12 protein-coding genes and 1 pseudogene are annotated in these 13662 nt (G+C 31.9%); 1 reads left to right on the forward strand and 12 read right to left on the reverse strand.

Features of this window, described 5'->3' with window-relative positions:
* Positions 1-9 precede the first annotated feature (9 nt).
* From ACEPSS_RS00345 to ACEPSS_RS00380, 8 genes and pseudogenes are all read right to left on the reverse strand, one after another.
* On the reverse strand, positions 10-1299 hold the full coding sequence (locus ACEPSS_RS00345) for an arsenic transporter (protein WP_395320425.1): 1290 nt from the start codon (positions 1297-1299) through the stop codon (positions 10-12).
* Positions 1300-1307: 8 nt separating this feature from the next.
* A complete protein-coding gene (locus ACEPSS_RS00350) occupies positions 1308-1619 on the reverse strand; it encodes an ArsR/SmtB family transcription factor (protein WP_395319170.1) in 312 nt (103 codons plus the stop codon).
* Positions 1620-1737: 118 nt separating this feature from the next.
* Positions 1738-2964, reverse strand: a complete 1227-nt coding sequence (locus ACEPSS_RS00355) for an ArgE/DapE family deacylase (protein ID WP_395319172.1) — start codon at positions 2962-2964, stop codon at positions 1738-1740.
* Positions 2965-2988: 24 nt separating this feature from the next.
* On the reverse strand, positions 2989-3510 hold the full coding sequence (locus ACEPSS_RS00360; protein WP_395319174.1) for a GNAT family N-acetyltransferase: 522 nt from the start codon (positions 3508-3510) through the stop codon (positions 2989-2991).
* A 130-nt stretch (positions 3511-3640) separates the two neighbouring features.
* Positions 3641-4387: a plasmid pRiA4b ORF-3 family protein gene (locus ACEPSS_RS00365; protein ID WP_395319176.1), complete on the reverse strand. Its 747-nt coding sequence runs from the start codon at positions 4385-4387 to the stop codon at positions 3641-3643.
* Positions 4388-4411: 24 nt separating this feature from the next.
* Positions 4412-5161, reverse strand: coding sequence for an IS1096 element passenger TnpR family protein (locus ACEPSS_RS00370; protein ID WP_395319178.1), 750 nt, complete (start codon positions 5159-5161; stop codon positions 4412-4414).
* A gap of 19 nt (positions 5162-5180) precedes the next feature.
* Positions 5181-5699: a hypothetical protein gene (locus ACEPSS_RS00375; RefSeq protein ID WP_395319180.1), complete on the reverse strand. Its 519-nt coding sequence runs from the start codon at positions 5697-5699 to the stop codon at positions 5181-5183.
* A 12-nt stretch (positions 5700-5711) separates the two neighbouring features.
* Positions 5712-8828 (reverse strand): annotated as a pseudogene (locus tag ACEPSS_RS00380) (type I restriction endonuclease subunit R).
* On the opposite strand from ACEPSS_RS00380, the gene ACEPSS_RS00385 reads away from it, so the two are divergent.
* On the forward strand, positions 8827-9474 hold the full coding sequence (locus ACEPSS_RS00385; RefSeq protein ID WP_395319182.1) for a restriction endonuclease subunit S: 648 nt from the start codon (positions 8827-8829) through the stop codon (positions 9472-9474). The pseudogene ACEPSS_RS00380 and the gene ACEPSS_RS00385 sit on opposite strands and share 2 nt — an antisense overlap.
* Here ACEPSS_RS00385 and ACEPSS_RS00390 read toward each other — a convergent pair.
* Genes ACEPSS_RS00390 through ACEPSS_RS00405 form a run of 4 tightly spaced genes read right to left on the reverse strand, consistent with a single transcriptional unit; the run spans position 9458 to position 13660 of the window.
* A complete protein-coding gene (locus tag ACEPSS_RS00390; protein WP_395319184.1) occupies positions 9458-9916 on the reverse strand; it encodes a restriction endonuclease subunit S in 459 nt (152 codons plus the stop codon). The genes ACEPSS_RS00385 and ACEPSS_RS00390 overlap by 17 nt on opposite strands.
* Before the next feature lie 9 nt (positions 9917-9925).
* On the reverse strand, positions 9926-10897 hold the full coding sequence (gene xerA, locus ACEPSS_RS00395; protein ID WP_395320427.1) for a site-specific tyrosine recombinase/integron integrase: 972 nt from the start codon (positions 10895-10897) through the stop codon (positions 9926-9928).
* 50 nt (positions 10898-10947) lie between these two features.
* Entirely contained in the window at positions 10948-12138 is a 1191-nt protein-coding gene (locus ACEPSS_RS00400) for a restriction endonuclease subunit S (protein WP_395319186.1), read from the reverse strand.
* Positions 12128-13660 (reverse strand): type I restriction-modification system subunit M, encoded by a 1533-nt coding sequence (locus ACEPSS_RS00405; RefSeq protein ID WP_395319188.1) that lies wholly within the window; start codon positions 13658-13660, stop codon positions 12128-12130. The genes ACEPSS_RS00400 and ACEPSS_RS00405 overlap by 11 nt, the downstream gene beginning before the upstream one ends.
* Positions 13661-13662 lie beyond the last annotated feature (2 nt).

The following is a 13662-nucleotide window of genomic DNA, read 5'->3' on the forward strand; positions in this document are numbered from 1 at the left end:
GATATTCCCCTAATTAAAAATTATTATTGAAAAATAAAGTGACATTAGCGTTAAAAATAAAATAGGTATTGTAAGGATAAAACCAATTTTACAATATTTAAACCAGCTTATTTTTATGCCTTGTTTGTTTAATACTTGGAGCCAAACAAGAGTTGCTAACGAGCCAATTGGAGTTAACTTTGGTCCTAAATCGGAACCAATAACGTTAGCATAAATTTGAATTGTATGAGTAATTCCTGTCTGGTGGGCAGCTTTTATTGATAAAGCATTAATCATAGTTGATGGCAAATTATTCATAATTGATGCTAAAAATGCTGAAAGATATCCAATTCCTAACGTAGTTGAAAGATTACCTAATTTAGATATATCAATCATTACTCGACTTAAATAGTGAATTAACCCAATGTTTTGTAATCCGTAAACAACTATATACATGCCGATTGAAAAAATAACAATATTCCATGGAGCATTTTTTATAATGGAAATTGAATCAATATTTGAATTCCAGTGGCAAATGGCTAAAAAACCAAAAGCAAGCGGAAGTGCAATTAATGATACTGGTATATTAAGCGGACCACTAATAAAGTATCCGATTACTAACAGAAAAAGTACTATCCATGACAATTTAAATAACTGCACATTACTAATTGCTGTTTTAGGATCTGAAATAAATTCAACATTATATTTTAATGGGATATCTTTTTTAAAGTACAGATAAAGAATTAATAAACTACTACATAAAGCCACTAAATTTGGAATAACCATAACAAGTGCATAGGCACCAAAGTCAATATTAAAAAAATTGGCAGAAATAATGTTAATTAAATTACTGATAACCAAAGGTAGCGAAGTCGCATCAGCAATAAATCCACAAGCAATTATGAAAGGAAATGTATGCTTCTGATTCAGTCTTAGAGTATGCATTATTTCAATTACAATGGGAGTGATAATTAAAGCTGCTCCATCATTGGCAAAAAAAGCTGCAACTAATGAACCGAAAATAATTATCAAAAAAAATAAAAGCCGACCTGACCCATTCGCTATTTTAGCTATATAAAGGGCAGCCCATTTAAAAACACCAATTTTATCCAAAGTTAATGAAACGATTATAATCGCTACAAATGATAGAGTAGCATTCCAAACGATTCCAATCACCGAAGCAACGTCAGAAATAGTAACTACCCCTAGGCCTAAAGCAAGTATGGCTCCAATTGTTGGTGGCCATCCGATAGATAAATGTTTAGGTTGCCATATTACAAATACTAGGGTAATAAGAAAGATAGTAATCGTAAGCAGTATTTTTAACATCATGATATACAGCTCTCATTTTGATTCTTGCTTTTTTTATTAGAAAGTAATTTGTCAGTATCTTTATAAAAATTAGTTGTAAAAATGGGGTTTAACTTGTACATGTTAAATTGTCCATTTTTGGAACACTCAACAATATTTGCTTCAATCAATACCTTTAAATGATGCGATAATGTTGGTTGCGAAATTTCAAAATATTTCAAAAGATCACAAACACACATCGTCTCATCAGATGAAAGATAATCAATTATCTCTAAGCGATGGTCATTAGCCATTGCTTTTAAATAACTAATATAATTATTTCTTTCCATAAAAAATCTCCTCAATTTATATATAGATACATTTAAATATATCTATATTATACAAAGAAAAAAATTGACTGTATATAAAAAAGCATACTAGGAACTAGTCCTAATACACTAATCATGATTAACCTAAATATTTCTTAAATAATTGTTGATAAATTTCAATGAAATCAAACCACATTTGTTCTGAAGCATATTCATTGGTTTGGTGCATTTTCAATGGATTACCGGGACCAAAGACCGCGTAGTTGGCGCCACTTAATTTGTCTTTCAGTAATTCAGAGGCATCCGTTCCCCCTGCTCCACTCAAAACATCGATTTTATCATTAGAAAAGGGATTAAAGCCTTGCTTAGCTTGCATTTCTTTTCCTTGTTGCTTTTCTAAAGGCGTATATTCGGTGTTCTTCATGTAAGGAGTTGCGATTTCCACGATGTCTTTAATTAATTTTGATTCCGGATTTCCCACAACTGGTGGAATATTCATCAAAATCTTAAATTCAATTTCACCTTCATGTGTTTGATTAAATTCATCAATAACTGACTTAACGTCTGCCATTACAGCATCATTGTTATATTCTGGGACAATCCGCGTGTTAATTTCGGCTTCGGCGGTTGCTGGAATCGCATTAATTTGAATTCCACCCCGGAAAATATCAATCGTAAAAGTGGTTTTACCCAAAATATCATCTTGATTTTGTTCTGCTTGAGCTTCGACCTTCGTTTTAATTAATTCTAAGGCATCCATCAAGTTTTGAATTGCATTAATTCCAAAGTTAGGCCGAGAACTGTGGGCAGCTTTACCGTGAGCTGTAATCACAAAATCCACTTCACCCTTATTGGCATAGACCGTCCGGTAACCAGTTGGTTCAGCAATTAAAAGCGTATCTGAATCGTGCATGGCACCATCAGCATGGAGTTGCCGTGAACCATGCATGTTCGATTCTTCTCCCGCCGTTAATACCAAACGGAGCGTACCATTTAACGGAACTTCCGCATCTTTAATCGCAATCATCGCAATCACTAACGCAGCGGCGCCACCTTTCATATCAGTCACACCACTTCCATACATTTGTCCGTCTTTGCGGACTAACGTAAATGGATCAGTATCCCATTTGTCGACATCGACTGCCACTGTATCTAAATGACCACTAATGGTGAAAACGGGTTTTTGGCCGTTACCAATTTCTGCAATCAAATTGGCTTGGTTATCACCTAAATTTTCGATTTCACTTTCAATTCCATGATCTAACAATAAGTCTTGGAGATATTGGGCTTCGGCGAGTTCGTGGCCTCCCGCAGTGTTAAAACTAACTAATTTTTCTAAAACCGCTAATTTTTCTTCTTTATTCATTCATCTTCACCTAATTCATGATTTTTATAATTTTTTGACCATAACTAAATCAGTTTGGGGATCATCACCTAAATTAAAGGTATGGGTCGTAGTTTGGCGAAAGCCAATCTCGTGATAGAAAGCCAAAGCCTTATCATTATCACTCCAGACCCCTAACCAGAGATATTCCGCGTGTTGTTGGTTAGCAATCTGTTCCGCAAATTCTAACAACTGCCGACCGAGTCCTTGCCGTTTAAACGCATTTAAGACATAGAGTTTTTCAATTTCAACTGATTCCCCATCATACGTTTCCGTTTGGGCATCGTCAAAATTAAGTTTCATGTAGCCGGCTGCTACTCCATCTTTCATTATAAAGTAAAAAGCACAGTTTGACTGCTCTAATTGTGCTGCAATTTGCTGAGGTGAATAGTTATCCTTTAAATAATCAGCAATGTTGTGATCGGCACTGGAGCCACGATACGTGTCCCAAAAAGTATCAACCATCATCTGATGGAGTTTTTCGACATTTTCTGGAGTATTAGTAATTTTCTTAATTTCGCTAGCCATGTTAATTTATGCCCTTTCAGTAATCTGAAAAAGTCCTTCAATGTTAGAGGGACTTAAAGTTCGATTTTTTACTAATATATACCAACCACTTGAAATGTCAATCCTATTTCACATAATAAAAAAGAGACCGCTAATAGTAGTCTCGATTTAAAATAGCCAACGTCTTGGCACTTGGATTCCGACCTTCTTCATAGATCATTTTATAAATCCGCATTAGTTTACCTAAGCGGAAGTTCAGGTCATCAATATCAAAGCGGTCCAGGTCAATTTTTTGTTCCGCTAAAAATTGTTTGAAGTACGGATAGTCGGGATTGCTGGAATCGTGAACGATTTTATACGTTTCTTGTAAACCGTAACTTCCACCACAGTCTTCAATGATCCCAAATCCAGCTCCGTCAATCACTTGGGGCATATCGTATAAAATAACTTCCCGTTTTTCCATTCCCTCAAAATGAAGGTTAATCGTCCAGCTATCCCCAAAGTCATAGGTAAACGTAAAATCATTTGCATCATCAAAATCAAACCGATTGATTTTTGCACTTGTTGCATCTTTAATTACCACATTATTTTTGATAAAGTCCATCGGATCATCATGAAACACGGGAAGATCGTAAATATATCTTGTATTTATAATCTCAGTTAACTCTGGGTCTTCAGGCATGTTCAGTTTTTTCATTTTTGCTGCAAGCGCTTTGGCCTCGGTATTAAATTTAAAATCAAATTCAAACATATGTGAGGCCTGCATTTCAAACATAATCATAATGGCATAGCCTAAATCAGCAATCGTTTTTTCACCATTAATTTCAAAAGTTCGCCAAACGGCTGGCTTGGAATCTTCTAGTTGTGCAGTAAAGCGATAGACTTTGTGGACTCCCATGGTTAAGCTCCTTAATTAATTAGTTTAATCACTGCTGATTAAAAATTCCCGTTCAGCTTCAGTTGGTCGATAGTGCTCCTCTTGCATTTTTTGATAAAGCCCCATTAATTTATCAATTCGATGATTAATCGTTTTAACATCAAAGCGGTCTAAATCTAAATGATCACAGTGTAGCAGGGTTCTTGCAATATCAAGTTCCACAGAATCCATTTCCGCTTGATTCTTCCAAGTCTTAGCCAGTTCTTTAAAAGTTTTAAATTCTTCGATCATTTCAAAGATTCCATAGCCTGCTCCCGCGGTAACTTGTGGTAATTTCTCATCCTGGTCAGTTTTTTTCTTACCCGTAAACCAAATTCTAATTACATATGAATTATCAATTCCGAGTATGAAATCTAAATAGCTATCTTTATGTAAGTTTAAATCAGACAACTTAAAGGCTGTCTGATTACCTATCCGACTATTCAGATCAATAAATTCTTGAGCTGCTTTTCCAATTTGATTATATTTCATAAACGTATAAACAATCCCGCGACTGTCAGCCATTATATCAGCCATCATGAGGTCCTCATCTGTTTCAGATTCCGCACTTTCAAGTGGCTCGGAGGTATGGTAACAAACTTGATACAGTTCAAATCCATGTATCCGAAACATAATCATAACGGCGTAGATTAGTTGCGCAACAGTGGCGTCGCTGCTAATTTCAAAGTTGCGCCACATTCTGGGCTTAAATTTTCTTAGTTGCGTAGTAAATTGATAAACATCGGGTTTGGTCATCACTACCTCCTGTAAATAATTATTCAAGCTGTGCTAAAAAAGCATGCATCTGGTCACTCGCAAAATCTAATGCTAAGTCGACTTCAGTTTTACAATCGTGTAAAAACTGTTGTTGGTCCTTATATGTTACCTGAAATAATAATTCATTACAAAGATTTTCGTCAATTTTTTCATAGTAAGGTAATTGATTGGGTTGCACGTTTGCATGCGCTTCCAGTGACCCATTATTAACGTATGCCACAATACAAATCGCTTTATTATCGACAAACCAATTTCCACCGACATACCAAGTATCAGCTAAAATATCTTCCAGATTGGCTTGATTAAAGGTGGCATCGGCATGTAGTGATAACTCCGTATAATTAAACTTAGCGGGAAAGTGCGGTTTTAAGAGATATGACTTTTCAAAGTTGTATTTTTGATTTTCTGCTTTGATTAATTTAGTAGCTGATTTTGTAACGTCGATTAAAGCAAAGTCGAGTTGTTTACCATCGGCTTCGATCCAGAGATTGGTACATGGGAGGTTTAGGATTTTCATGGTTGGGATTCCTTATTGATTAGATGCCATTTTTTCTGCTTGCTCAACTACTGTATCAACTGCTCCAGCTACAATATCAGGCGGATAACCATATTTTCTTAGTAATCTTTTTACTGCAACCCTCATTTTCGCCTGAACGTTTCGTCTTCTTTCCCAATCAACTCCAGCTTCAGCTTTAACGGTTTTAACTAATTCTGCAGCAATCAAATGCAGCTTTTCTTCACCTAAAATTTGAACAGCTTTATCATGATCAGCTAAGGCATCATAAAATGCAACTTCTTCTTTGCTTAAACCTAAGTCCCGACCTTTTTCTTGAGCAGCATTAAATTTTTTAGCCATTTGAATTAATTCACGAATTACTAATTCACTGGTAATACCACGTTTATTATATTTATCAATTGAATCTTCAAGCATTTCTTTAAATTTCTTTGATGCAACAATGTTACTCTTTTGCATTGCTTTAATTTTATCTTTAAGAATTTTTTCTAATAGTGCAATTGCCACATCTTTTTCTTCTAAATTATCAACTTGATCCAAAAATTTATCAGAAAGTAAGTCCAAATTTTGTCTTTCTAATCCTAAATCACGATAAATATCAACATCTGGTTCAGAAATAATTGATTGGTCAATTAATTGTTGCATTTGATATTTAACCTCATCATTTTTGGGATAACAACCTTCATAATCATCGTCATTTGATTTTAATTTCATGATAAAGACTTTAATTGCTTTAAAAAATGCAATTTCTTCACCTAATTCAGCAACTTCAGCTTGAGTTGAAGTTAGTGCATATAATTTTTGTAATTCTGTCACCGTATCTAGAAATTTAGTTTGCATTTCTTCATCATCAGCTAAAATTTCATTAGCAACTTTTCGCGTTACTTTTAATCTTTTAGTTGAATTATCTGAGGCAAAATCAGAATAATCAATTCCATAAAGCAATTCTTCTTTAATAATTAAATATTTTTCTCTTAATAGCGCAATGGCTTTATTCATATTAATTCCAACTTGACCTTGGTCTTGATCAGAATAAATATTTCAAGCGAGTTTAAGATTTTCAGCAATTCCAATGTAGTCGACAATTAGCCCACTATCTTTATCTTTAAAGACACGGTTAACTCTGGCAATCGCTTGAATTAAATTATGACCTTGCATTGGCTTATCTACATACATCGTATTCATCGAAGGAACATCAAATCCGGTTAACCACATATCAACTACAATTACGATTTGTAGCTCATCATTATTATCTTTCATCCGTTTTTGTAAAATACGACGTTCTGCTTTATTAGTATGATGTTTAGCCATTTCAGGTCCATCCGAAGCTTCAGAAGTCATAATAACCTTAATTTTACCTTTGTTAATATCGTCATTTCCCCATTCAGGTCTAAGCTTAATAATTTCATCATAGAGCTTAACAGCATTTCGACGGGACATTTCCACAATCATCGATTTTCCAAAGGCTTCTTTTTGCCGTTTTTCAAAATGATTTACAAAATGATTGGCTACATCATGTAATCTATTTTTCGCACCAGCTAAGGACTCTAACCTAGTAAATTCACGCTTTCGTTGCTCATTTTCTCCTACACTTGGATCATCTTCTAAATCAGCTAATTTTAGCAACTCGTTATATTGTTCTTGTGCATCTTCATTTAATTTAAGAGGAAAAACGTGGCTTTCATAGTAAATGCGAACAGTGGCATGATCATTTACTGCCTGCGTAATATCGTACACATCAATATAATTACCAAATACATCCACTGTAGATTTATTTTCTGTAGAAATAGGAGTTCCAGTAAATCCCATAAACGAAGCATTGGGCAATGCATCTCTAAGGTACTTAGCAAAACCGTAACGAACTCCATGTTCAGTATATTTAGCAGTTAAGCCATATTGCGTTCGATGAGCTTCATCAGCAATTACAATTACATCATTACGATCGGTTAAAACTGGCATGGTTTTTTCATCGTCTTCTGGTGAGAATTTTTGAATAGTTGAGAATACAATTCCACCAGCATTTTTATTCATAAGATTCCTTAATTCATCCCGTGATTCAGCATGTTCTGGTTCCTGTCTTAAAAATTCATGTGCTGAAGCAAAGGTATCAAATAATTGATCATCTAAATCGTTTCGATCATTAATAACTAACATTGTTGGATTATTTAATTTTCGTGCTGCAATTCCTGCAAAAAATACCATTGATAAACTTTTACCAGAACCCGTTGTATGCCAAACAACCCCAACTCTTTTATCATCAGGACTTTCAATCGCTCTTTTAGCTGATTTAATTGCTTTGTTTACCATATAGTATTGATGGTAAGCAGCCAAAATTTTAATTGTTTTATCGGCATCAATTTCAAAAATAATGAAATTTTCAATAATATTTAATAAATCTTCTGGATTAAGCATGTACTTAATCATAGTTTGAATTTCAAACTCTTCATCATTAACAATGTTTTTAGGTGATCTCCAACGCATAAATCGGTCATATCCAGCAGTTAATGATCCCGCACGCGCACTGATCCCATCAGAAATGATTAAAATTTCGTTGTATTTTAAATAATTTGGAATATCTTTTTTATAAGTTTGAAGTTGTTGATAAGCATCTTTGATTCCAACATTATTATTAGCTGCATCTTTAAATTCAAAAGTCACTAAAGGAATTCCATTAATAAAAATGGAAACATCTGGGCGACGTTCACGATTATCTTTAATCGTATACTGATTAGTTGCTATGAAATCATTATTTTTAACATTCTTAAAATCAATTGGATAAAGGGTTATCGTCTTATCTTCACCATTTTGACTTGTTTTAACTCTGGCACCTTCTATCAATAACTTATGTAATCGACGATTATTAATCATCATATCGGGATTGTCAGCTAACCTAGTAAATTGTCGATAAGCTTCTTCATAAATTTCATCATCATAACCTGGATTAATTCTTTTTAATGCTGAAATCAATCTATCTTTTAAAACCACCTTACTATGATCATTACAACGTTCCGAATCAATTTGTTTGTCAGGAGAGGTATAACTGCTACTTTTGTATATCTCATATCCTTCATTTTTTAGGGATTCTAAGGCCATGTTTTCAACGTCTTCTTCAACGATAAAGCTGTTTTTCATGTATTTCACGCTCCTTTCTATATTTGATGAGATAAATGCTAATTTAGCTGAATTAGAAACTTTAATGTTTAATAACTGGTTGACATCAACTAATAGTGAAACCAAAACATCTTTAGACGAAATTGCAAATTATAAAAATGGATTGGCAATGCAAAAATTTAACCCAATTGATTTTAAAAATTCATTACCAGTTTTGAAAATAAAAGAACTTAATCAAGGTCACACTGATGAAAATTCTGATAGATGTTCAATAGATATATCGGATGATATTAAAATTAAAACTGGTGATATAATATTTTCTTGGTCTGGGACTCTTTTGCTAGATATTTGGTCAGGTGAGGATGCAGGGCTTAATCAACACTTATTCAAAGTTACATCAAATAAATTTTCAAAATGGTTTGTTTTTGAATGGACAAAATACTATTTACGTGAATTTCAAAATATAGCAAAATCAAAAGCTACAACTATGGGGCATATTAAAAGAACTGAATTAAAAAAATCAATGGCAATTATTCCGACAGAATTAGAAATGAATAAATTAAATAGAATTCTTAATCCTATTTTTGAAAAACAAATAATTACTAGAAAAGAAACAAATGAACTTGTAAAAATTAAAAATAAACTTTTATCTAGACTGCTAAATTAGCATTTATTTGATTATTAAGTTCAATTTTATCCTCAATAATAGAAATTTTTTTAATAATCTCTTTTTGTGTTTTAATATCAGGTATACTAATTTCGATTTCATTTAAAAGAGATTTTGTTAGGCTAGGAACTGCACTACCAACATTCATTTTTGATAAATCAATTTTACTTAAACAGTAATATAAATATTTAGGTAAAACTTTATCTGTATCTATAATTGTCCAAAAAATAGTATCAACAGTCCAAAATTTATCTTTAACATAGTATATTTTATCCAGAGAGCCTTTTCTTGGTATAAGAACGGATTCTCCATCATATAAAAATTTATTTACATATCGCATAATTCCACCAGTACCATAAACTGGAATATTACCATCTTTTAACTTTTTATGATCTTTACCATATTTAATATCTACTAATTCTGATATTTTATATTTCTTCAAAAATATCACCTACCCTATATATTTTTTATGCGCTATTTTAACATTTGTTTGTTTTACCATTGCATAATGCAAAGTTGTATCAATTCTTTCATGCCCTAATAATTTTTGTAATTGTTCGATTGGCATTCCTTTATCAATAGCATTTGTAGCTAAAGTTCTTCTAAATTTGTGTGGATGAGCTTTAGTAATCCCAATTTTCTTACCTAATTTTTTAATTCGATTTTCAATTCCACCAATTGTCATACGTTGATGTGGACTATTTAAAGATACAAATAATGCTTCATTGTTATCAGATCGTTCTAATAAATAATTCTTTAAATGTAGCTTAGTCCGTGCATCAAAATATACCAGTCTTTCCTTATTTCCTTTACCTAAAACAACACATTCTCGTTCTTCAAAATCTATATCTGCCCAATTTAATCTAACTAATTCACCGACACGCATACCCGTAGATGTTAATAAATCAATCATAGATAGATCTCTCAATTCATTACAACTATCACGTAAGTTCTCTAAATCTTCATCAGAATAAGTTTCTTTAATATTTTTAGGAGACTTAACTTTATGAATTCTTCGGACTGGACTTTTGATGATAATATCTTCATCTTCTAACCACGAGAAAAAACTAGAAAATATCCTTCTAATATTGTCAATTGTGACCTTACTAGATTCATTTTCATTTTTATAACTAGTCAGGTATTCTCTTAAATCAGACGTACTTATCTTTTGTATTCCCTTATTTAGGCTCAAAAACATCTTTTTTATCGTTGACTCATAATACTTAAGACTACTTGTAGAACAACCTTCCACTGCTTTAGCAGATAAATATTCATTAAGATAATCTATATTTGATTTTTTCATTATTCCATTATCTTCGCTGTTTAATTTTTGTTTCAGCACACTTTTTAGCTTTAATAATTGTTCATTATTCAGATCTTTTAACATTTCTTGTATAATTTCCTCAATAATTGACATTTTCAACATCCTTTTTTGAAAAAATTATACATTATTAAGGACTAATAAACTAAATGCTAATTTAGCAGCTTATTTAGTAATTCATTTTTAATTTTCATTAGTTTAATTGATTCTATTCCTGACTTTTGTATAAATGAATAATAATTATCATACATTTTCACATAATCTTTAAATTTTTTAGTATCTCTTACATCATTAATTTTCATTTTAAGCAAAGACTTGTAATCAAGGTTTTTAATGCCAGTAGTTCCGTTTTCATAATTAAAAAATACATCATTATCGTACAAAAATTGAATATAACTTTTAAACAATATTGCATTATTTTTATCATTAGTTCTAAATATTCTAGTGAAATTTGTTCCTAACACATTAAATCCTTTAAATTTACTTATTAATTCTTTAGTTATTAATAGTGATCTTCCAGTTGACTGTGTAGGAGAACCACCTGAAATTTCAAGTAAAACATCATATGGCACCATTACCTTTTTCTTAATAGCACTATCCTTTATAAATCTAGTTGGAGGATTACCATAAAAACCCATTTCAATATTTTTTATGTCTGTACCTCTTATTATTTTAACTTTTCTGTTAAAGTCATTAATTTCATCACTTTTTCCCCAATCTCCTGATATCGTGTTTATTATTAAGTCCTCTAATTGAATTTTATTGTAATTATAATTCAAAGAATATATATTACTAAAAGTTGAATTTAATTGTTCAGCTAAATTAGCATTTATCTCATTATTTAATCCAATTTTATTGCTTAAACTATCAAGTATTCCTACTATTTTATTTTGTTCTTTAATTGAAGGTATATCAATTTCGATGTTACAAATATTTTTACTATAAGTTATTTGAGGGAAAGTTCCCGATCTAGATTCTGCTTCTGATTGTAGATAATTAATAATTCTATTGCTTGTTAGAAAATAAAAAATATATTTTGTGCTTACCAAATCTTTTCTTATGTTTCTCAATACCATTAATTTAGTTGATACAACATAGTCCTTTGTGTTTTTTAAATTAACTAATGCATATCTTTTATTTTTTGGTCTTATTTCTGAATATAAAATATCACCATTTTTGATACTTTTTTTTGCCTGTCCCGGAAGATCTATAATTTTCTGATAATCATTAATTAATATTTCCCCTTCTTTAATATCACTGGTATTCAAAAAAATGGCTTGATCTTTGTTTGAAGAAAATTTATCTGAAACACTATATAAAATATCACCTAAATTATATTTCATATCCAAGCTCCTTTAAAACATTTCTAATTTTATCTTCCAGTTTATTACTTTCTTCAAATTGCTCTTTTAATTCACCAGTTAAGCGTTTCATTTTAACTTCATATGGCTCACCATCATCTTTTCTTTCGGCAAGTCCAACATATCGCCCAGGAGTTAATACATAATCATTTTTTGCAATATCTTCAATCGTTGCAACTTTAGAATATCCGGCTACATCTTTATATTCATTTTCAGTTGTTCCTCGATAATTATGGTAAGTATCAGCAATCTTTTGAATATCTTCTTTTGAAAATTCTCTATGAGTTCTATCAGCCATTTCCCCCATATTACGGGCATCAATAAATAAAGTTTCCCCAGTTCTTTTTCTTTCATCAGATGATTCTTTATTCATATCAATGAACCAAAGTGAAACTGGAATTCCAGTTGAATAAAACATTTTTTCTGGCATGGCAACAATTGCATCAATCTTATCATCATCAATAATTGCTTTACGAATTGCCAGTTCTTCTTTATTAGAAGTTGATAGAGCACCATTAGCTAAAACAAATCCAGCTTTACCATCAGGAGCTAATTTACTAATAATATGTTCAATCCAAGCATAGTTTGCGTTATTAACTGGTGGAACACCGTATTTCCAGCGAGAATCTTCTCTTAATTTTTCACCGTTCCAATTTTTAACATTGAATGGTGGATTAGCTAAGATATAGTCAAATCTCATTCCTTTATGTAAATCATTAGTAAATGTATCTGCCTGATGAGAACCAAAATCATTATCGATTCCACGAATGGCAAGGTTCATCTTAGCTAATTTCCATGTGGTTGGATTATATTCTTGACCATAAACTGATAAATCAGAAATAATTCCTTGATGTTCTTTAATAAATTCTTCAGATTGAACAAACATACCACCAGAACCGGCAGCTGGATCATAAATTCTTCCTTTATAGGGCTCAATCATTTCAACTAAAGTTCTAACAATCGAACGAGGAGTATAGAATTCTCCACCATGTTTTCCTTCTTTTGATGCAAATTGTTGTAAGAAATATTCATAAACTCTACCAAGAACATCCGTACCTTGAGCATCTTTGCTTCCGACATCAATTTGTGAAATCAAATCAACAACTTGACCCAATCTACTCTTGTCTAAATCAGGTGAAGCATAATTTTTACTTAGTACTCCCTTCATTGCATCATTTTCACATTCAATGGCTTCCATTGCTTTATCAATAATTTCACCAATTTGTGGCGTTTTAGCTTCATTTTTAATTAATGACCAACGTGCCTCTTTGGGTACCCAAAAAATATTTTCTGATAAATACATATCTGGATCTTCAGCATCTTCTGGGAAATCTGATTTTAAAATTTCACTTCTTTTTTCTTCAAATGAATCCGATACATACTTTAAAAAGATTAATCCCAAAACAACATTACGATATTCAGAAGCATCCATACTTCCACGTAAAGCATCTGCGGTTTGCCAAAGTTTATCTTCAATACTAAGTTCTTTTGATTTAGACGCCATAA

The sequence above is a fragment of the Fructilactobacillus frigidiflavus genome, from assembly GCF_044054575.1.
Lineage (GTDB): Bacteria > Bacillota > Bacilli > Lactobacillales > Lactobacillaceae > Fructilactobacillus > Fructilactobacillus frigidiflavus.